At 31.5% G+C, this 21,548-nt stretch carries 16 protein-coding genes; 9 read left to right on the top strand and 7 right to left on the bottom strand.

Going from position 1 to position 21,548, the window contains the following annotated elements; all coding sequences use genetic code 11:
- Position 1: 1 nt before the first annotated feature.
- The 3 genes from BMY33_RS03120 to BMY33_RS03110 all read right to left on the bottom strand — a co-directional run bounded on the left by BMY33_RS03120 (position 2) and on the right by BMY33_RS03110 (position 2,741).
- Positions 2-925 carry a FecR family protein gene (locus BMY33_RS03120; RefSeq protein WP_091405439.1) on the bottom strand — a complete coding sequence of 308 codons (924 nt, stop codon included), beginning with the start codon at positions 923-925 and terminating at the stop codon, positions 2-4.
- A gap of 65 nt (positions 926-990) precedes the next feature.
- The gene (locus BMY33_RS03115; RefSeq protein WP_244542967.1) at positions 991-1,512 is read right to left on the bottom strand and encodes an RNA polymerase sigma factor; all 522 of its coding nucleotides are present in this window, start codon (positions 1,510-1,512) and stop codon (positions 991-993) included.
- Positions 1,513-1,604: 92 nt separating this feature from the next.
- A complete protein-coding gene (locus BMY33_RS03110; protein WP_091405432.1) occupies positions 1,605-2,741 on the bottom strand; it encodes a cytochrome-c peroxidase in 1,137 nt (378 codons plus the stop codon).
- A 743-nt stretch (positions 2,742-3,484) separates the two neighbouring features.
- Here BMY33_RS03110 and BMY33_RS03105 point away from each other — a divergent pair.
- The 3 genes from BMY33_RS03105 to BMY33_RS03095 are packed head-to-tail and all read left to right on the top strand — an operon-like array spanning position 3,485 to position 11,313.
- A complete protein-coding gene (locus BMY33_RS03105; protein ID WP_170836988.1) occupies positions 3,485-5,992 on the top strand; it encodes an RICIN domain-containing protein in 2,508 nt (835 codons plus the stop codon).
- Positions 5,993-6,021: 29 nt separating this feature from the next.
- On the top strand, positions 6,022-8,550 hold the full coding sequence (locus tag BMY33_RS03100; protein WP_091405427.1) for an RICIN domain-containing protein: 2,529 nt from the start codon (positions 6,022-6,024) through the stop codon (positions 8,548-8,550).
- A 21-nt stretch (positions 8,551-8,571) separates the two neighbouring features.
- Positions 8,572-11,313: a ThuA domain-containing protein gene (locus BMY33_RS03095; protein ID WP_091405424.1), complete on the top strand. Its 2,742-nt coding sequence runs from the start codon at positions 8,572-8,574 to the stop codon at positions 11,311-11,313.
- A 137-nt stretch (positions 11,314-11,450) separates the two neighbouring features.
- Here BMY33_RS03095 and BMY33_RS03090 read toward each other — a convergent pair whose 3' ends face one another.
- The 4 genes from BMY33_RS03090 to BMY33_RS03075 all read right to left on the bottom strand — a co-directional run bounded on the left by BMY33_RS03090 (position 11,451) and on the right by BMY33_RS03075 (position 14,625).
- Positions 11,451-12,344 carry an alpha/beta hydrolase gene (locus BMY33_RS03090; protein ID WP_091405421.1) on the bottom strand — a complete coding sequence of 298 codons (894 nt, stop codon included), beginning with the start codon at positions 12,342-12,344 and terminating at the stop codon, positions 11,451-11,453.
- 77 nt (positions 12,345-12,421) lie between these two features.
- Positions 12,422-13,018: an NAD(P)H-dependent oxidoreductase gene (locus BMY33_RS03085; RefSeq protein ID WP_091405418.1), complete on the bottom strand. Its 597-nt coding sequence runs from the start codon at positions 13,016-13,018 to the stop codon at positions 12,422-12,424.
- A gap of 38 nt (positions 13,019-13,056) precedes the next feature.
- Positions 13,057-13,920 carry an alpha/beta fold hydrolase gene (locus tag BMY33_RS03080; protein WP_091405413.1) on the bottom strand — a complete coding sequence of 288 codons (864 nt, stop codon included), beginning with the start codon at positions 13,918-13,920 and terminating at the stop codon, positions 13,057-13,059.
- Positions 13,921-13,971: 51 nt separating this feature from the next.
- Positions 13,972-14,625: a DUF4386 family protein gene (locus BMY33_RS03075; RefSeq protein WP_091405409.1), complete on the bottom strand. Its 654-nt coding sequence runs from the start codon at positions 14,623-14,625 to the stop codon at positions 13,972-13,974.
- 202 nt (positions 14,626-14,827) lie between these two features.
- Between BMY33_RS03075 and BMY33_RS03070 the strand changes: the two genes are divergently transcribed.
- From BMY33_RS03070 to BMY33_RS03045, 6 genes are all read left to right on the top strand, one after another.
- The gene (locus BMY33_RS03070) at positions 14,828-15,847 is read left to right on the top strand and encodes a sensor histidine kinase (protein ID WP_091405406.1); all 1,020 of its coding nucleotides are present in this window, start codon (positions 14,828-14,830) and stop codon (positions 15,845-15,847) included.
- 10 nt (positions 15,848-15,857) lie between these two features.
- Positions 15,858-16,544: a LytR/AlgR family response regulator transcription factor gene (locus BMY33_RS03065; protein WP_091405404.1), complete on the top strand. Its 687-nt coding sequence runs from the start codon at positions 15,858-15,860 to the stop codon at positions 16,542-16,544.
- 63 nt (positions 16,545-16,607) lie between these two features.
- Positions 16,608-17,009, top strand: a complete 402-nt coding sequence (locus BMY33_RS03060; protein ID WP_091405401.1) for a MarR family winged helix-turn-helix transcriptional regulator — start codon at positions 16,608-16,610, stop codon at positions 17,007-17,009.
- A 46-nt stretch (positions 17,010-17,055) separates the two neighbouring features.
- Complete coding sequence (locus BMY33_RS03055; RefSeq protein ID WP_170836987.1) at positions 17,056-19,377, top strand: efflux RND transporter permease subunit; 2,322 nt, start codon at positions 17,056-17,058, stop codon at positions 19,375-19,377.
- 14 nt (positions 19,378-19,391) lie between these two features.
- Positions 19,392-20,192, top strand: coding sequence for an outer membrane lipoprotein-sorting protein (locus BMY33_RS03050; RefSeq protein ID WP_091405396.1), 801 nt, complete (start codon positions 19,392-19,394; stop codon positions 20,190-20,192).
- The gene (locus tag BMY33_RS03045) at positions 20,182-21,537 is read left to right on the top strand and encodes a DUF1302 family protein (protein ID WP_091405393.1); all 1,356 of its coding nucleotides are present in this window, start codon (positions 20,182-20,184) and stop codon (positions 21,535-21,537) included. Before BMY33_RS03050 ends, BMY33_RS03045 begins: the two co-directional genes overlap by 11 nt.
- Positions 21,538-21,548 lie beyond the last annotated feature (11 nt).

The following is a 21,548-nucleotide window of genomic DNA, read 5'->3' as shown; positions in this document are numbered from 1 at the left end:
GTTATTTTATAATCACAACATTATTACTGTCTATACTATATTCTATCTCCATAGAGCTAAATAAGGTTTGTAAAGCAGTTTTTAAATTTTTGTGGGTTAAAGTACCTGTAAACTGCAAATTCTTATACTTTTTAGGGAGCATTATTTTTGTTGTGTAATATTTCTCTAGATCAATTACAATTTCTGATAAAACTACTTGGTTATATTTACTATAGCCATTGATCCATTCAGGAGTAATTGTGGTATGTGAGGTACTGAATAGTCTGTTTTCTTTTGCAGATACAGATTCTCCTTTTGTCAGTATTTTTTCATCTGTATTATAGGTGACATTTACTTTCCCTTCATAACACTTAACTTCAAATTTATTATTTGTGGAATTTACATTAAACTGAGTTCCTAGAACATTAATACTTCCAGATTCAGTAATAACAGAAAAAGAGTTCCCTTTAGTGACATCAAAAAATGCTTGTCCGGTTAAATATATCGTTCTATCATTCAGCCAGTCTTTCTCATTATAAGAAATTGTAGATAGAGCATCCATTGTTATTTGTGAACCGCCAGGAAGTTCAATTGTTTTTGTTTCTGCAATTAATGTATTTATGGTTGTCGTTTGATTAGAAAAATAATTCCAAGAAAAGTATCCTCCAGTAATCAGGATTGCTACACTTGCTGCTATACTTAACCATTTACTTATGTTTCGTTCTTTTTTTGGAGTAGGAGAGATGATAAATTTTTTGCGTTTATTAAGATCTTCTAAACCAGCGTTGGTATCAAACTTTTTTACTTTCCAAGTATCGATGTCATCTAGAACTACTTTTAATTCATCTAATTCTCCAGACGCATCGAGCTTTTCTTTTTCGTCTTTATCTAAACGATTATCTAACCATCTGGCGATTAAATTGTTTTTAGTAAATTTATTTTCCACGCTTAAATGTTTTTGATTACAATCACTTTATATACATACGATTAGATTTAAATATTACCCAACCTTTAGATATTATGTTTTTGTAATTCTGTTATCTCTTTCAGTTTAACCAATGCTTTAGCAATTCGTTTTTCTACTGCTGTTTGACTAATTTCTAATTTTAGCGCTATCTCTTTAAACGTAAGTTTTTCAATTCTATTTAATAAAAATGCTTCTCGTTGCTTTTCTGGTAAGGCAGAAATAGTAGCTTCTATTTTATTTCTAAATTCTTTAGTTCTTAAATGAAAATAAGGGTCTTCATTATCCATTACTGGCATACTATTTTTCTCAAATTTTAAAACAACTTTTTTAGCTCTTAAAGAGTCTATATATAGATTTTTTGAAATTGTATAAAGAAAACCAACAGCTTTTTCAAAAATAATTGTGCTACACTTAGCCCATAATTTAATAAATGACTCTTGTACAATATCTTCAGCCTGGTCTAAATCGCCAAATTTGAAATAAAGATGATTTCTAAGCTTTTCAGCGTGAGTTTTATATAATGTATTATATACCTTTTCCTCGCAAACTGAGAAAGATTTATCCATCGTTTTCAATTAATTATGAGTAAATATAAAATAAATTGTTGCAGGAATTTAATTTTATAAAAACAATCATATATCATAATATAATATTTCATTTATTCAATAAAAGGAGTAGCGTATTTTTCATCTGTTATAAATTCGTTATCAGTTAGTGTATTCAAAAAGTCTAGTAAAGCTTGTTTATCAGCATCAGATAAATTTAAACGACGAACATTATTTCCTTGAGTTAATCTGTTATCTAGATTTGGGTTATTTTGTACACCACTATTATAATGTTCAATAACCTGTTCAAGTGTTCCAAATCGGCCATCATGCATATAAGGCGCGGTTAAGGCAATGTTTCTTAGAGATGGAACTTTAAATTCTCCTAGGTCGTTGGTATTTCCCGTTATCTCACCAACACCAAGATCTGTAATTGTAGCATCTAACCCATTATTTCTCGCATTATCGCCAACAAATACATTGGTAGCATGGCAATCAAAACATCTTGTTTGATTACTCATAAAAAGAGTTTTTCCTCTATTTTCGGAATCCGTAAAATTAGAAAAATTGCTATTTATATTTTGGCTCTGTTCCAGCCCTTCGTCAAATTTCGATTCATATGAAACCATAGAACGTATAAATTGAGATATCGCTAGTGCTATTCTTTCACTAGTTATGGTTTCATTACCGAAAGCATTTGTAAATAGAATAGAGTAATACTCTTCATTCGCTAATTTTGTTTCTAATTCAGATAAAGTCATTCCCATTTCTACTAAATCTTGAATCGGTATTAGTGTTTGTACTTCTAGTGAAGTTGCTCGTTCATCCCAAAAAAATCTACCATTATCATAAAATCTTGCGTTTGACAATCCCATAGAGTTTCTAGATGTTAATCCACCATCAAAACCTACGCTGAATTGTCTGGGATCAGAGAAACCATTTTCTTGAATATGACATGATGCACAAGAAACGGTATTATTTAATGATAATTTTTTGTCATAAAACAGTACTCTACCTAATGTTGCGCCATGATCAGTTATAGCATTGTCGTTTGGCGTATTATCTTCACTTTGTAATTCGTTATCTAGAAAAGAATTAGGCAAAAGAATAGCAGCATAATTAAAAGGAGATTCTGGTAAGTTTAATGTAGAAAAATTCAATGCATTATTTGGGATATCGATATAATCGTCTTTACTACAGGAAACTAAAGTTATTAATGCTAAACAAATTGGAAAGATATATTTTTTCATGTAAAACTATTTTAAGTACAAATAAGATTTATGGAATGAGGCTAAAAACATTAGCTCTTTTCTTTAATACGTTTATACAATATTTTTACCCAACCGATACATTAAAAAAATAATTTCAGAATACTAGAATAATGGGAATAGGTATTGTTAGAACATGGTATGTTGATTTATAATAAAGAGGAAATGCGAATTATAGTAATCGACCTACGAATTCTCGTTTAATTAACACGAAAAATTATTTAGGTAATTGTACCTGTAAGGATACGTGTAAATTTGAATACCCTAGAAATTGGTTAACCAATTTATACTGTGTTAAAATGCAATAGTATAAATAGTAATTATGTATTCGTTTTAATCTTATTCCCAATATTTTATTGGAATAAGAGATTAGTGAAGAAGGTGCATAATATGATTGAATAATTAACGTAACTATTATGCTACTCCAATTTTTACCAATTCTTTTACCGTTAACTGTATTACTATTTCAGATAACCTCTGTACAGTTATTTTCTAACAGATCTTTATTTATTATACATTCTATTCTTAGGAAAATTATACATAAGCAGAATTATTTTACACTGAAGTCTACACACACTAGATTTAATTTATATAAGACTGTCAACCATAAATTTATTTCAAAAATTAATTCGTTCGGTATAGAAAGTACCATTATCATAGTACCACAACATAATAACAAAAACAATACTTAAAACTCTTAAACAACCTATTAATAAACCATCATGATGAAAAAAATACTATTCATTCTTTTAGTCTTTACTATTGGAAATTTAGTTTCTCAAACTACTGTCAATTCGTTACAAGCCTTATTACCTTATTTAAATGACAGTAATGCAAACGTAAAATTAGCCCCAGGAACATATTCTATTACAGCAGTGGATGTTGCTGCTGGAGATTTTAGTAATCCACTTTTACTTTTTGAAGGGAATAACAGTACCTATGATTTCACTAATGTTACTATAAATATTGACACTGAAGTATTAAGCAGTTTTGGAAATGTAGATGTGAATTTACTCCAGATTTTGGGAAATAATAACACCTTAAAAAACCTGAAGTTAGTTAATGTAGGGAATAATGCTCCAAGAAAGAGAGCGCAAACAATAGTTATGGATGGATCTGATAATTTATTAGAAGGATTTCATATGACTGTTCGAGGTTCGTATCCCTATGGTTATGGGGATGCTTTTGGTAAAGGTGGCGGTCCAGTTATCGGTCATCGTAAACATTCAGCATTGTTAGTACGTGGAGAATCTAATCATGTCAAAAATTGCACGTTAATCCATAGATCTTATGGGCACGCAATTTTTATGCAAGCCGCCAGTAATCCAATTATTGAAGATTGTTACATAGAAGGGGAGATGCGCTCCACTGATGATATGCTTAAAGAAGAAGGTACTGGCTCTCCAGCTGATAATGTTGACTTTATGACTGTTTGGGGGTATAGACTCCCATCAGGATATATGATGAGCACTGGAGAAGGAGGTATTCGGGCATATAATGCGGGTACAACTTTTATAAATGGAGAAATTATCGAAAGAGGAACCTCTAATCCCACCGTTCGTAATTGTACTATAAAACATATGAGAACCGGAGTAGTGTTAGCACATGCTTCTGGAAATGTGATTGCTGAAAATTGTACAGCTATAGGTTGTGAGCAAGGTTTTGGTTTAGGGAGTGGTACTGCAATTAATTGCAAAGCAGATATTTCTCATGGGCACGCTTTTAAAAGTACATATGATAATGATAGCTGGGATCTTGATATTGAAATTATACCAGCAGTAGATCCTTATTATAATGGCCAAAAATGTATTGCCTTTATCGGAATGGATAATTCAAATTTAACCTTAACCGGTGGCGACCCGAATCTTCCTTCAGATTATAGAATTCAAATTGGTGGAACACTTGATGGAGTTCGCTTCAAAAATGGAAATTTAGATTATCAAAGCACCCATAATGGCAAGAATAATAAGGTTATTAATAATACTAAGCATCCAATAGTAATTGCATCTGGTAGTACAGGTTCTTCTATAGAAACTTGTGGTTCGGTAACAGATAATGGTTCCAATAATAGTATAACTAATACAAATGATTGTGAAACCCAAACATCATTTACTCCAGACCCAAACAAAACATATTACATAGATTCTCCAGCACATAATCTTCGACTAGCGTCAAACGGATCTAGCGAAGATCCATATACTACATCTACACAGACTATAGGAGATGATGTAGCCTGGAAGTTTGTAAACAAAGGCAATGGATTTTGGCATATACAAAGAGCTGCTGGTGGCACTAAACCACGTTTACGAACAGACAATTCAGAATTTGCGGATATGCAGGATACTAGTTATTCTGGAACATATACTTATTACAACTTTACCCAAGGAGTTATTTCTGATACTCACTTTTTAACATTACCAGATGGACCTTCAGGGAGAAAACGTTTACAAATTAATAGTGAAGGTTTAGTTCGTTTCATGAGTTCTAGCTTAAATGGAACTTGGGAATCATTTTCTATAACTGAAGTAAGTACCAATAACAATGAATCTAGCACTATAGTGCATATTACAAAACGTAATGCGACAGGCTTTGCTATAGACGGTATGGGTGATGGAACCAACGGACAGAATGTGTATTTATGGTCTGCCAATCAAAATAATGTAAATCAACAATGGATTGAGATTGATCGTGGTAATGGCTATTATTCCTACCAAAAGATGGGAACTAACTATTGTATAGATGGAAATGGCGGTGGAGCTGATCGACAAAATGTGTATTTGTGGGAATGTTCACTGAATAATCAAAACCAACATTGGAAAAAAATATCAGTTGGAGGTGGAGCGTATAAACTCATAAAACGAAATGCATCTGGATATGCTCTTGATGGCGGTTCTAATGGAGCAAATGCACAAAATATACAGCTTTATGATGCTTCAAGCACTAGCCAAAATCTACAATGGATAATTACACCTATTGATAATATCAAGACTCCAGAGATTTCCGAAGGTAATCCAGTATTCATGTATCCAAATCCTGTAGTAAGTACAGTAACTATTACGGGTGCTGATAACTCAATCATTAGAGTATATGATATGAATGGAAAAGAAGTATGGTCAAAATATGTTTCTAATAATAATGAAACTATAGATCTAAGTTTTCTTTCTTCTGGCTTGTATTATGCTAAGGTGAATGGTTCGCGAAGCTTTTCTACGATAAAAATTGTGAAGAAGTAAACAAGTAGATGATATAAAAAATAAAAAAGATGATTATTAAAAATAGGATAAGTAAACTAATGGTAGTAATACTATTGTTTTTTAATTATGCTTTAGTAAATGCCCAAACTATTGTTAGTTCATTGGTTGAATTTCGTGAAGCGGTACAGAATAGTAATCAAAACATAATTTTAGAATCAGGTGATTATTATCTAGAGGATTTACCCAGCAATTCTAGAGTTATTAATTGTACAGGATCCGGTAATACTATAGATATGACTGGAGCACGTATTAATACCTTGGTGGGGTCTATTAGGGAGGTATATTTTATTATTTCTGGTGATAATAATATTTTACGAAATGGTGCTATTGAAGATTTCTACAAGAATGGTTTAGATGAAGTGACTGATTTTAGTGCTTATAATAATGATAGAGATAATTTGGCATATGGATTAAGAGGTGATCCTATTATGTCGATTACAGGGAATCAAAATTTAGTAGAAGGTCTTGAAATGATCGTAAAAGGATCTTTTCCTTATGGCTACGGAAGTCAATATGGTATTGGTTCCCAAAACACCTTTGGTTTGAGCAAACGTTGTGGAATTTTGATTACAGGAAGTGATGGTGGTGGAATTGGAAATACCCTGGATGGAATCACAATGTATCATTATGCTTTTGGACATGGTATTTTTATGCAAAGTGGAGCTTCAGAAACAACAATTAAAAATTGTTATATAGAAGGGAGAATGCGTTTAAGTAACGATATATATAATGATACAGAAACCTACGATTTACCTTATTTAACAGACTATAAATTTCCAACAGGTAGTGGTTCTTGGAGATTACCTTTTGAAGAATCGTATGATATTCCTTTGAATCATGTATATCCTCTTTCTGAAGATGGAATTCGTTCTTATAATAATACAGGAAGCGTAACCGTCGAGAATTGTACAGTAAAACAAATGAGAGGAGGTATTCGTCTCTACTTAGCTTCTAGTGCAACAGTAACTAATAGTCAAGCAATTGATTGTGGTTCTGGAGGAACTAATTATAATATGCCAGCAGGAGGAACAATAATTGGGTCAAGTGGTAATTTTACTTATGCTCCCCTAAGTGATTTTCGTTTAAGTCGTTCTCGTCAAAATATTGAAATGACAATTATGCCTTCTCCTAATGCTATTGGACCTCATAATATAGCAGATATTTTAGGGAATGACCACAATATAATCTTTCATAGAACACCAGGACCTTTAGATTTAGATGAAGAACGTGCAATAGTAGTGTATGGTGATAATTCAACAATAGTAAATGAAACGGAATATACTATTATTCTTGAACCTGGGGCTAACGGCAATACTGTTAGTAGTTGTGGACTTGTAATTAATAATGGTTCTAATAATAATATCTCGCAGCTAAGTGATTGTGGTACCGTTCAACCACCAAGTTCTTCCTTTACACCTGATCCAAATAAAACATATTATATAGATGTTCCCGAGCATAACTTACGATTGGCTGCTACCGGTGAAGCTGAAGATGCGTATACGACATCCACAACTACAACTGGTGATGATGTAGAATGGCAGTTTGTAGCTAAAGGAAATGGTTCTTGGCATGTGCAATTAGCATCAGGAGGTAGTACACCAAGATTGCGAACAAGAAATAATGGTGGTGAAACCGATATGCAACCGACTTCCTCAAACGGAACTTGGACCTATTGGGATTTTACAACAGGAAACACTACTAATACGCATTTCTTTACACTACCCGATGGACCAGGCAATTTAACGCGTTTACAAGTTAATAGAGGAGGTGTTATTAATATGGTCCCTTCATCCTATAATGGATCTTGGGAATCCTTTAGAATTACCGAAGCTGGTTATGTAGGTAGTGGTGGTAATACAATAGTACATATCACCAAGCGTAACGCCACAGGTTTTGCTATCGACGGTGGTGGTGATGGTGCTAATGGTCAAAATGTATATTTATGGTCCGCCAATGAAAGTAATGAAAACCAACAATGGATAGAAATAGATCGGGGTAATGAATATTATTCCTATAAAAAAGTTGGCACCAATTACTGTATCGACGGAAATAATCAAGGAGCTAATCGGCAGAACGTTTATTTATGGAATTGTGAAGAAAACAATGAAAATCAACATTGGAAAAAAGTATCAGTGGGTGGAGGAGCCTATAAACTTATAAAACGTAACGCTCCTGAATATGCACTTGATGGAGGCTCTAATGGTGTAAATGGGCAAAATGTGCAGCTCTATAATGCATCAAATACTAGTCAAAACCTACATTGGATTATTACACCAATTGAAGATACTAGAGCTCCAGAAGTTTTTAAAGAAGGTACTGTTATCATGTATCCTAATCCAGTAGAAAACTTTTTAAATATTCAAGGAGCAGCAAATTCTATAATCCGAATATATAGTATGAACGGAAAAGTATTATCTGTAAAAAAAGTTTCTAATGATATAGAGGCGATAGATCTAAGTTCTTTAGCTCAAGGATTGTATTATATAAAGGTTAATGGACGAAATAATGTATCTACCATTAAAATCAGTAAGAAATAACACTTTTAAAAATAAATACTCATGAAAACCCTATCTCCAATTACTAACAAAACTCTCGTATGGATAACTTGTCTTTTTTCTTTATTAATTCAATTTTCCTATAGTCAAGATTTTAATGTTTTAGTTTTTCACGAAACTAATGGATTCAGACACACTGGTGCTATAAATGCTAGTATCTCTATGCTAGAAGAATTAGGATCCAATACTGACCACGATACTTGGTCTGTTGATAATACTAGGGATGCTTCTGTTTTTACTACTGAGAATCTGGCCAATTATGAGGTCATTGTATTTTCAAATACGACAGGAGGAAGCCTTTTAGACGCTAGTCAAAAAGCTGCTTTGGAAACTTTTATACAAAATGGTGGTGGATTTGTTGGTTTTCATTCGGCAACAGATACTTATAGAAATACAAACGCTGCGTCTTCCTGGCCTTGGTATAATGAACTGGTTGGGGCTATTGTGCAGACGAGTCCAAATCATACATCTAATAATCTACCGGGTACAATGAATGTTCTTATGAATCATCCTGTTATTAATCATATAGGAAATGTTGGCGATATGTGGGAACACGAAGAAGAATGGTACTACTGGGAACTTAATGGTGGGCAACTAAGTGATACGAATCAAAATCTCTTAGAAGTTCAATCTACTGGTAACCAAAGTTACGATGCTACTCGACCAATATCTTGGTTAAAAGAATATGATGGTGGAAGATCATTTTATACCGCGCTTGGTCATAATGCATCTACTTATAATGATAATGAGCCTTTTAGAATAATGATAGAAAAAGCGGTGCTTTGGGTGTCGGATAGATTGGATAATGATGAACCTATAAATGATTGTGGAAGTAATCTAACTGGTGAATGGACAGATCTTTTAGAAAATGATTTGAATTGTTGGGAAATATGGATGGGAGTACCGCATAGCACAACTGGTTTACCTGGTAATAGTAGCAATGTAACTAATGGTTCAGGAACAGCTTTGGGTTTAGATAATGATCCTACTAATGTTTTTTCTATAATTGAAGAAAATGGAGAAAAGCAGCTATACATTACTGGCGAAGTATATGGAGGTCTTACTACTTTAAATGACTATAGCAATTACCATCTTAGTATGGAGTTTAAATGGGGTGAACTAAAATGGGAACCTAGGTTGGATAGATTAAGAGATAGTGGTATTCTATATCATGCTAACGGGGATCATGGAACTTTTTGGGACGTTTGGAAGTCTTCTCTGGAATTTCAGGTACAAGAAGGAGATTTGGGTGATTATATTGGATTAGCTGGTACACAAGGTTTGGTTCCTTCAGAAAACAGTGGAGGATTAACATTTACGCCAATGGCGCCACTGAATACAGGAACATTAATTAGAGCAGGGTCAAATCCAGAATTACCAAATGGCGAATGGAACCTATTAGAAATTATTGTCATTGGTGATAGAGCAATTCATTATGTAAATGGTGTTATGGTCAATGCTTTGCAAGATGCTACTTGGAATGGAAATTCTGTGACTAGTGGTCAAATACAAATACAATCCGAAGGAGCAGAATTATATTACCGTAATATTAGAATAAAAGCAGAAACTGAATTCCCATCAGAAGATGTTGCAACACTTGGATGGGGTGATGACCCTACTACACCAATTTGTACTACTAATGCTCCTATAGGAGAAATGATTGCATTAAGAAAATCTGGTGGAGATCAAAAATGGATTACTATTGCAGAAGGTAATTCTAATTTGATTGCTAACGGAGAAGAAGCTGATAGAGCATTATTTTATGTAGAGGAACATACTAATGGCTGTATTGCCCTTAAATCTGTGAGTACTGATAAATATATTCAGGTAGTTGGTACCAATAGGAATGCAGCAATTCGTGCAACTGGGAATGCTCCAGGTACTTGGGAAAATTTTGGTTGGGAACAAAAAGGATCAAATCAAGTTGCTTTAAAAAGCTTATTTAATAATGGGTGGATTCAGGCTAATTGGAATGTTGATAATAGTACTCTTTTTCCGTTGGGAAATGCAGATGGAACTTGGGAAACTTTTGATTATGAGATAATAAATAATGTATCAGAAAATACTCTAGTACATATTACTAAACTAAATGCGCCAGGTTTTGCTATCGATGGAGATCATGACGGAGCTAATGCCCAAAATGTTTACCTATGGTCAGAAAATAGAACGAATATAAATCAACAATGGATTGAAATTGATCGTGGAAATGGATACTATTCTTATCAGAAACAAGGAACCAATTATTGTATTGATGGGGATAAAGATGGTGCGAATGGCCAAAATTTGTATTTATGGACCTGCATGGAAAATAACCAAAATCAACATTGGCAAAAAGTAGCTGTTGGAAATGGAGCATTTAAGTTAATTAAGCGTAATGCACCAGGTTTTGCTATTAACGGAGGCAATGATGGTAGTAATGCCCAAAACGTAAATTTATTTAATTCCTCGAACACTAGTGAAAATTTACATTGGATTATTACACCAATTGATGATACCAAAGCTCCTGAAGTTTATGTGGATGGCACTATATTTTTATATCCTAATCCAATAGTAAATACCGTAACAGTTCAAGGTGCGGAAAATTCAATTATCAGAGTATATAATATGAACGGAAAAGTAGTAGTAAAGAAAAATATTTCAAGCAATGATGAAACTATAAACTTAGGCACACTTCCATCTGGCATGTATTATGCTAAAATAAATGGATCGAAAAGTGTATCAACTATTAAGATTATAAAACAATAAATAATAATAGTGGTCTTAAAACTTTGGGAATAAAAATAACTAGGTTTTTATTCCCAAAGTTTCATTGAGCTAATAATCCATTTATCCAAATCATATTAAATAGGGGTAGGAGAGAAGTATATTGTTTCAAAACTAATTTATTGATCTTTATTTAAGTGTGTTATGATTTCTTTTAGTGAGGATTGAGCTTCTTTCATGACAGGTAGAAATGGCCAAATATGTGGCATGTTTTTACCTTCTACTATTTTCATAGTAACATTAGCAGTTTTTAATTTTTCGACAGCTAATTTTTGATCAGGATAAGTAATATCATTTTCTGCTAAGTATAAAATAGTTTCAGGGAATCGTTCAAAACTTCCGTATAATGGTGAAATCATTTGATTTTTCAGATCAATACCCGCAGCACACATTTTTTTCGCACTTAGTAAACCAACTTTAGAGAGCATTGGATCAACCAAATCTACTTTGTCAATATCAGGGTTTGACATCGATGAGTCCATAACCGGACAAACAAGAATTATCTTATTAGGTAACCCTTCGTTTTGGATATTTAGTCTTTGGATTAATGCAGTAATTAATGTACCTCCCACAGAATCTCCAATAAAAGAAATTTGATTTGATTTGTAGGTCCTTAATGCTTCATTATAAATTGAATCTATATTATCTGAGATTTCTGAGATTTTATGTTCTGGTGCTTTTGGGTAATTACACAACCAAATCATATAATTAGTTTGCTTAGCGATAGCTTTAATAGTATCCCAATGGTGTTTTGCCGGACCGCAAATAAATGCACCTCCGTGAATGAATATTAGAAGTTTGTCTGGATCATTCTTTTGTCCTATTTCCGTTATTAGGGAATCAGAGATTTTAAAATTTCTAATCACATTCTTTTTAAAAAACACACCTTTTGGTTTATATACATCTTCTTTTCTTAGTCTCTTAAAATCTATTGGGTCTTTACTAAAACTCTTTTTTACTTTCTTCAATTTAATAACCATTAAGGCTAGATAGTACGTGAGACTTTGATTCATAAGCTTATTTTCTGTTTTTATTAAGTGTATTACTTATCTATTAAAAATAGATAAAAGTAGCCCTGCGTTTTATGATTTTATGATTTTATGATTTTTCCTATTGTATTAATTACTTCTTCATGAATTGGTCTTACCAAGGAAATATCCGCTGTACCACCTAGAACTATCATTTCTTTTTTATTAAATCTTTTTCCAAGTCTATCATCAAGCATTACATTTTTCATACTTTTTGTTATACCAATTTCATCTAAAAATGCATTTGAATGACCCGCAGTACAAATTACAATACCTTTAGGTATTTTTTTCATTACTTTCGACTTATCTTTTATTTCATCGGTACCATAAGCATATCCAACGGAATAAACTCTATCAAACCAACCTTTTAATTTTGCAGGGCAATCACTCCACCATACCGGATATAAAAATATGATACAATCAGCTTTATTGATTTTTTGATGTTCTTTTAGTACATCTTTAGCAACTGGAATATCTAGATTAGCATAACTTTCTCGTCTATACTCTTCTTCACTCATATCAGTTTTAAAATTCATTTTATATAGATCAAAAATCTCAAAATCAATATGTTCTTTTTTTAGGTTTGATTTCAATTGTTGTAAAATTTCATAGGTATATGAATTCTTACTTGGGTGACAGTATATTATAAGAATGTTCATTTATTTAATTCATTCATGAGTTCCTTTTAGTTATATTATTACAAGCTGTTTTCTATTATTGTTTTTTCAATTAAATTATTCTGTAGTCCGCTTTGGACATGTTTAGAATTATTAATAAGCATTACACTTTTTAAACTCGGAAATATCTTTTGTGCCCTTTTTATCATTTTCTTTCCAGGGAAAAGAATATCTTTTTCTCCGGCAAATAATGTAATCGGTGTAATAATCGAATTTCCTTTCTTTGAATCAATTACTGGAACAGGTGTAAAATCCATTTTGAAATGCTTAAATACCTTTGATAAAAATTTAACTGCAAATTCATCACGTTCAGTAAATACTTCAGATAAAAATTGTTCAATAAATTTGCTTCTATTAGTCTTTATAAATCTTTTCATTGGAATAAATATTTTGAATAAAGTTTTTAAAGGATTTCCGTTTATAATGTACGCAGGTGATGATAAATAAACTTCTTTAATTTTACTTTCATCAAACTCAAGAGCTTTTAATATTATTAAACCTCCAAACGAAAAGCCAGCTAGAATAACATTTTCGATCTTTAGAGAATTAATTATTTCGTTTATCCACTTTCCATAAGAATCATCTTTCATGCTTAATCTTGTTTCTGCACTTTTGTTAGGTTGTGCCAAAACATCAATTGCATAAACTCTAAAACTCTTATGTAAATTTGGATATGTTTGAATAGCGATAGGGGCGCAACCATTAGAACCGTGAATTAGAATTATGGGTGGTTTCGATGATATTCCGGTTGCAATAATGTTAGTTTTACCAAAGGAAGAATCAATTTTAAGGTATTCATATTGGATCTTAAGTTCAGCTAGTTTTTGGTCATATAAACTTAAAATTTCTTTCTTTCCCTTAACTGTTCTAAAAAGTGATTTCATTGGTTTAACTTTTGGTAATTGTTTTTTTTATTAATAAACCATTCACTTCTGTTATATATTTGGTTTACGAATCATTACTATTCCTATCCATAAAAACCAAATTATTTGACTAATACCAAAGATCTCTGTAAAAAGATCTAAAGGATATATAGTTAATACACCTGCTGTACCAACAATAATACCTAGTAAAGTTAAGAGTTTTGAAAATGACTTATTATTTATAGATATGATACTGATCAACAATACCCAAATTCCACCTACAATTTCATTTCCACCGCCTAGTCCTTCAGACACTATACTTATACTTGACCAAATTTGCATGGCATTTTCTGGTGATGTGATTCCGGTTTCAAGTATAGTATTGAGCCCAATATTTGTTATCATACCACAAGCAATTACTAATCCAGCCCAAATAACACCAAAGAGAAGGCCTAATTTAGATAAATCAGGAGAATCTCTTTTAAGTCGTTTATGAATAGCTAACACTAAAACAGTCAATAATACCCCAAATAGTATATAACTTGTGAAATTTAAAATTGATAAGATTTTATAATTCTCAGATAAGAAATTTAATTCTTCAACAACGGTGGCATTTTCATCTGGATATGTTAATATACCTCCATATACGATGAAAGCAGTAATATAAATAAGAGATTGAAATATTGAACATACTCCTCCTATTTTTTGTGTATTTTTCGTTATCATTTTTTATCCTTTTAAATTAAGACGCTACAGCATTTATGTTGTTACCTAGGGTTACTTATTATTTTATTTATTTGTAACAAAACAATAGAAAAAAATAGCTTCTATAGATAATTATTTGATAAGCGTAGAATATCTATGTATGAACGTCAAAGCAAACTTTAAGAAAATAAATTATGCTTTTCTTTGTCATAAACAATAGGAAATGAATACATCCAAATTAACCCTTATAGTTGGGCATATATTAATTTGGCTCCTAAATTATTGGCTCGTAGCCGTAGGTTCTGATTTTAATTGGAATGGGTTTTCTGCATCTGATGAAAGTCTTACCTATGCATATACTTATGGAATATTGTTTAATGCGATTTTATTTTACTCCCAAGTTTTTTGGTTATACCCTTTAATTTATCCGCTTAAAAATAAAGCAATTTATTACATATTAACCATAGTTGTTATTATCATTATTTCTATAATAGAGTCTTATTGTGATAGTATTGTTTATAATATCTATAAAATAGATAAACCTTATTTATGTGGTTTTATAAGCAGTCTTATGGTACATTTAGTATATGTAATAGCAGGTTTTTATTATGCCCTTAAATTGGAGTTTAGAAAATCCGAAAAGCTAAAGCAAAAACTAATAGAAGAAACCTATAAAACTGAATTAAAATATCTAAAAGCTCAGCTAAACCCTCATTTTTTGTTTAATGGAATTAATAATATTTATCATCTAATTGGTAAAAACAACAGTTTAGCAAAAGAAACATTACATCAATTTTCGGATTTATTACGATATCAACTTTATGAAAGTAACAGTCATATTTTATTAGAAAAAGAACTAGATTACGTACTTAAATACATAAAAATTGAAGAAACTCGAAGAGGTACCGATGTTAGATTAGATTATGATATTAAACTTGAAAACCCCACGTTAAAAATAGCTCCTTTATTATTAATTCCATTTATAGAAAATGCTTTTAAACATTGTAGCAATCATATAGATAGTGATTCTAATACTATTAAAATTAATATTTCGGAAGTAGATGGTACACTATTATTAATGGTTGTTAATAGTTATGAAAGACTAATTAATGAAAATAGAGTAGGAGGAATTGGGTTAAATAATGTGCAAAAACGATTAACATTATTATATCCAAATAAGCATCAACTAAACATCACAAAAGAGGAGGTTAATCATATTGTAAACCTTTCTATTAATTTATAACGTTTAAAAAATGAAAGAGTTAAACTGTTTAATTATAGATGATGAGCCTATAGCGAGAGAAGGTATTGCAGATTATTGCAATGAAGTCACATTTTTAAACGTTATTGCCCTTTGCAAAAATGTATTGCAAGCCAATCATTATCTAGAAACTAATCAGATAGATTTAATTTTTTTGGATATAAATATGCCAATTCTATCGGGTATAGATTGGTTAAAGAAGTTAAAGAATTCACCTTCAATTGTTATGACTACTGCTTATGAGGATTATGCATTAGAAAGCTTCACGTACAATGTTTTAGATTATTTAGTAAAACCTATTTCATTTGAACGTTTTTTGCAAGCTGCTAATAAAGTGAATAACTATTATAGTCATAAAACTAAAAATAGAGTATTGTTTTTAAAAAGTGAAAAACAGCTAAAAAAAATCAATATAGATGATGTTTTATTTGCAGAAGCTATGCAGAACTATGTCAAAGTAGTAACGTCTAGTGAAACAATAATTACACATATGTCCTTAAGAAGTTTTAAGGATCAAATGCCTCAAGATGAGTTTATTCAAACGCATAAGTCTTATATAATTTCAAAATATAAAGTTGATAAAATTATAGATAAGCGGATTGTTATTGGTGATCATATAATCCCAATTAGTACAAGATTAAAAAAGACGGTTTTAGTTAGTTTTCAAAAGGATTTGTGATTAAGAATTGATGAAAAAGAATGTTTATGTTGTATATGCAACATTTTTATTTATATTTGCACTATGAAATATGATTTTCAAGAATGTATTGGTTCTAGATTAAGACAGATGTCTAGAGTAGTGGATAATATCTTTAGGAGTTATCTTTCTGATTTTGATATTACAGAAAATCAAATGACCATCTTATTTGCTTTGAGTAAGTTAGAAAAAGTTGAACAAGGAACCATTGGTCAGGTTTTATCTTTGGAGAGATCTACTGTTAGTAGAAATATCAAAATATTATATGCTAAAGGATATATTGAGAAAAGTATGGATTATAGACCGTTGATATCACTTACTGAAGAAGGGAAAGTGTTAGTGAAGAATTTAATTCCAGTGTGGGAGGAAATAATGAATCAGTTATCTGAGAAACTAGGTGATGCGGGATTGAATAACTTAAAAGAATTGGAAAATAAAATTATGTAATATTTTTTTAACTATAATGTTGTATATACAACATAAATCTTTAATCATGAAACAAAATAGAGTAGAAGCATTCTTCAACAAAGTAACTAGAAACCATAAAGTTATACTGATACTATGTGGTATCTTATTTATTACCTCAATATCATTTATTCCAAAGCTTACAAAAGATACTCGATACGATGCTTTTTTACCTGCAAAAGACTCTGTATTAGTAAAACGGAATGAATTGAAGAAACTCTTTGGACTAAAAGATCCAATGGTAATTGCTGTTATTAATGAAGAAGGTATATTTAATAAGAAATCACTAGAGATAGTCCATAAACTTAGTGAGACGCTTAAAAAAGTACCTGGAATTGATCCTGATCAAATTACCAGTTTATCTACCGAAAACAATATTAAAGGTACAGAAACTGGTATTGTGGTAGATCCTTTTTATGAAATAGAAGAACTAACTGAATTAAAGGCGTTAGAGGTTTCTAAAAATATAGATGATTTCGAATTATATCAAGGAAGTTTAGTTTCTAAAGATAAAACTACTACACTTATCGTGGCCGAAATGTTAGATAGCTACGATAGAAAACAACATGAAGTCTACAATAGTTTATATGAAATAGTTTCTAATCTAGAAGAAGAAAATCATACGTTTTATTTAGCTGGTGAGGGAGCAGTAAGTGGATATCTTATTAAATATATTGACGAAGATGCTATGCGTACGAATCCATTTGCGGGATTAGTAATTGCCTTAATTCTAATATTTGCATATCGCACAGTAAGAGGAGTATTACTTCCTAATTTGATGGTTCTAGCTTCAGTAGGTATTGCTCTAGGTTTAATGGCCGCTTTTGGGGTAGATTTTTTTGTAATAACCAATGGTTTACCGGTTGTTCTTATAGCTATAGCGGTAGCAGATGGTATTCATATCCTTGGAGAGTATTATGAATCCGCTGCTAAATTTCCCGAGTATACACAAAGAGAATTAGTAGTCCATACAATGCTCAAAATGTGGAGACCTATCACTATTACTTCTATTACTACTATTGGAGGTTTTATGTCTATCGCATTATCATCATATATGCCACCAATGATATATTTCGGGATTTTTGGAGCATTGGGAGTTTGTATTGCATTGCTATATGCACTCTTTATGATTCCATCCGCAATGATGTTATTGAAACCACAGAAAAGTAAAGTTTTTAAAACAGCTGATACCGTAGATATCTATGGTAACATAATGGTATCTCTGGGCAAAGTCGTAATAAAGCGCCCAAAAGCAATTCTGACTATAGCGCTACTAATTATAATATTAGGTATTGGAGGTGCTCTTAAATTACTGATAAATGAAGATCGAATAAAAAACTTTCAAGGTGATGAACCTTTAGTTCTTGCGGATAAAATTATTAACCAAAAAACTGATGGAACGTCCTATCTAGATGTTCTTATTGAAACACCTAATGAAGAAGATCTTTTCAAAATAGAAAATCTTCATAAAATTGATTCCCTTCAAAATTATATTGAGACGTTGCCTTATGTAAAAGGAAGTACTTCGATTGTTGATTTTATTAAAAAGATGAATCAATCTATGAATGAAAATCGTGAAGAATTTTATCGTATACCAGAAAACAATCAGTTAGTAGCGCAATATTTCCTGTTGTATTCTGCTAGTGGAGATCCAACTGATTTTGATAATTATGTAGACTACGATTATAAGTTAGCAAATGTTCGATTTAGAATGAATTCCGGAGAATATATTAATGAAAAGATGGTTGTTCACAAGGCACAAGAGTTCATTGATACTCATTTTAAATCTTCAAGCATTAAAGCAACATTAAGTGGTAAAGTAGCTTTAGATACACATTGGTTAAGTAAGCTAGGGTTTAATCATTTTTTAGGAGCAATCATTGCTTTACTAGTTGTGCTTATTGTAGCTGGATTTAGTTTTAAATCTTTTACAGCAGGATTTTTAACCGTTGTTCCAGTAACTATATCGGTTCTTTTTCTATATACCGTAATGGGAATTATGGATATCTGGTTAGCAGTAGGTACTTCGATGTTTGCGGCTATAGCCATTGGAGTAGGTGTTGATTTTGCGGTACACACGATTGATAGACTTAAATACTTCCTTAAAGAAGAAAACCTTAAGATTACAGATGCATTTAACCAGTTTTATAAATCAGCAGGAAGAGCTTTACTATTCAATTTCTTAGCATTAGCTCTAGGTTTTAGTGTCTTAATGACGAGCTCTGTCCCTCCATTAAATCAATTTGGATTCTTAGTTGCTGTCGCGGTTGTAGTCAGCTTTATAGGTAGTATGACACTACTACCGGCTATTATTCTAATATTCAAGCCTAATTTTTTTATTAATAAATAAAACCATAGATAATTATGAAAACTATTCTTCTAATTGTGATGTTCGCTATTTTTTTAAATCCATTTGCTGGAATTTCTCAAGAACTTATGAATGGACAGCTCATCGCACAGAAAACAAATGATCGAAATGAAGGAGTTTCTTTAAAACGAGATCTTATCATGGAACTCAAAGACAAAAGAGGGAAAACACGGGTTAGAAAAACAGTTGCACTCAGAAAATACTTTGGTAAGGAGAAACGCCTTGTTATATTTTATAAAACCCCTACAAGTGTAAAAGGAACAGCATTTTTGACTTTTGATTACCCTGATGCGACAAAAGATGATGATCAGTGGTTATATCTTCCGGCATTACGAAAAACACGTCGTATCTCTGCTGCAAACAGAGGAGATTATTTTTTAGGGACAGATCTTACTTATGAAGACATAAAACTAGAAACTAAAATTAGTAATAATGATTACAATTATAAAACCATGGGTAGAGAAAAAATTGATGGTCACGATTGTTATGTGATTGAAGCAATTCCCAAAGATGCATCGATCGAAAAAGAATTAGGGTATAGTAAGGCTAAATTTTGGATAGATTCTCAAATCTGGATGATGCGTAAGTCTGAATCTTGGGATACCGCAGGGAATTTCTTGAAAACAGTTAAGGTTTCTGATATAAAAAAAGTACAAAATATATGGACAATTCATCATATCAATGTAGTAAATCATAAAACTAAACATCAAACTACATTTAAGTTTGAAAATAATGATTATGATGCAGCGTTAGGAGATGACTATTTTACTAAAGAAGCTTTGGTTGATGGATTATAAGAATATATACATCATAGCAATTTTCTATCTGCTTATTTTCCTGAGTGTAACTAAAACTACTTATGCTCAGGAAAAAATAAAAAAAACACTGAAAGAAAAATTAGAAACCAGTTTAGTAGTAAATTCTGATATATCATATGAATTTAAGACAAAAAAAAATCAAAAATCAGAAGTAATATTAAAACCTGAATTCACATATAAATTTACTAGAAAATCAAAGCTTATTTTTAAAGGCCAAATTTATAGTGAGCTTCAAGATAATCTAGAAACAGGTACTCCTGATGAAAATACGGTTTCTGATTTTAGTAAACGTTTGTTTATAGGAGATAGAACGAATTTAGAGTTAAGAGAACTCTATTTTTATACTCGACTTCGAAATGGTTTAAAATTATCGATTGGTAAGCAGCAAATTGTGTGGGGAGAAACTGACGGTTTAAAACTTTTGGATATTGTAAATCCACAAAATTTTAGAGAATTTCTTTTAGATGATTTTGAAGATAGTAGAATCCCTTTATGGTCCATAAAATCTGAATTTGATATTCAATCTATTGGAGTTCAATTGTTATGGATCCCAGATAAAACATATCATATTACACAGGATTTTAACGCTCCTTACTTTACAAAAAGTTTATTTAAAATTCCTCCTAGCGGAGTAACACAAGAATTACATCAAGCGGATAAGCCAACTAAATTTTTCAAAGATTCTGATGTTGGCATAAAATTTACAACTTTTGTTGATGGTTGGGATATCTCGATAAATTATCTCTATTATTATGATGACTTACCAGTTTTTTATAGCAGGTTATCACAGCCTAATACAAACCCTACGATTGTCATTAATCCAAAATATGAACGACAACAGATGGTTGGAGGTACTTTTAATAAAGTAATAGGATCATTTACATTCAGAGGAGAATTAGTATACGTATTTGGACAAAATTTCATCTCTGATGATCCTAATGCCCATTTAAATATTGAAAAAAGTAATGTATATAAATCAGCACTAGGTATTGATTATTTGAAAGGTGAATACTTGCTTAGTGCACAGTTATTTAATGAGTGGCTGGTAGAAGATATTACTCCATATAATAAAGATACGTTCGAAACTAATGTGACATTTTTGATCTCTAAAGAGATGTTGAATGATAACCTAAAGGCTGAGTTGCTTTGGGTTCATAGCATCAATCATAAGGATGGTTATATTACACCTCAAATAAGCTATTGGGTTACTACGAATACGCAATTATTTTTAAATGGAAATTTATTTTACGGAGATGACAATCAATTGTTTGGTCAGTTTAAAGATAGAAGCAGAGCCTCGTTTGGTTTTAAATGGAGTTTATGAATAAAGCAAAA

This window comes from Aquimarina amphilecti (genome assembly GCF_900109375.1).
Lineage (GTDB): Bacteria > Bacteroidota > Bacteroidia > Flavobacteriales > Flavobacteriaceae > Aquimarina > Aquimarina amphilecti.
Note: the sequence above shows the minus strand (reverse complement) of the source record. Positions and strands in the feature narration are given on the sequence as shown.

Excerpts from the sequence above, each read along its gene's own strand:
- BMY33_RS03115 (WP_244542967.1), bottom strand. The coding sequence starts at position 1,512 with ATGGATAAATCTTTCTCAGTTTGCGAGGAAAAGGTATATAATACATTA.
- BMY33_RS03110 (WP_091405432.1), bottom strand. The coding sequence starts at position 2,741 with ATGAAAAAATATATCTTTCCAATTTGTTTAGCATTAATAACTTTAGTT.
- BMY33_RS03105 (WP_170836988.1), top strand. The coding sequence starts at position 3,485 with ATGAAAAAAATACTATTCATTCTTTTAGTCTTTACTATTGGAAATTTA.
- BMY33_RS03100 (WP_091405427.1), top strand. The coding sequence starts at position 6,022 with ATGATTATTAAAAATAGGATAAGTAAACTAATGGTAGTAATACTATTG.
- BMY33_RS03095 (WP_091405424.1), top strand. The coding sequence starts at position 8,572 with ATGAAAACCCTATCTCCAATTACTAACAAAACTCTCGTATGGATAACT.
- BMY33_RS03090 (WP_091405421.1), bottom strand. The coding sequence starts at position 12,344 with ATGAATCAAAGTCTCACGTACTATCTAGCCTTAATGGTTATTAAATTG.
- BMY33_RS03085 (WP_091405418.1), bottom strand. The coding sequence starts at position 13,018 with ATGAACATTCTTATAATATACTGTCACCCAAGTAAGAATTCATATACC.
- BMY33_RS03080 (WP_091405413.1), bottom strand. The coding sequence starts at position 13,920 with ATGAAATCACTTTTTAGAACAGTTAAGGGAAAGAAAGAAATTTTAAGT.
- BMY33_RS03075 (WP_091405409.1), bottom strand. The coding sequence starts at position 14,625 with ATGATAACGAAAAATACACAAAAAATAGGAGGAGTATGTTCAATATTT.
- BMY33_RS03070 (WP_091405406.1), top strand. The coding sequence starts at position 14,828 with ATGAATACATCCAAATTAACCCTTATAGTTGGGCATATATTAATTTGG.
- BMY33_RS03065 (WP_091405404.1), top strand. The coding sequence starts at position 15,858 with ATGAAAGAGTTAAACTGTTTAATTATAGATGATGAGCCTATAGCGAGA.
- BMY33_RS03060 (WP_091405401.1), top strand. The coding sequence starts at position 16,608 with ATGAAATATGATTTTCAAGAATGTATTGGTTCTAGATTAAGACAGATG.
- BMY33_RS03055 (WP_170836987.1), top strand. The coding sequence starts at position 17,056 with ATGAAACAAAATAGAGTAGAAGCATTCTTCAACAAAGTAACTAGAAAC.
- BMY33_RS03050 (WP_091405396.1), top strand. The coding sequence starts at position 19,392 with ATGAAAACTATTCTTCTAATTGTGATGTTCGCTATTTTTTTAAATCCA.
- BMY33_RS03045 (WP_091405393.1), top strand. The coding sequence starts at position 20,182 with ATGGATTATAAGAATATATACATCATAGCAATTTTCTATCTGCTTATT.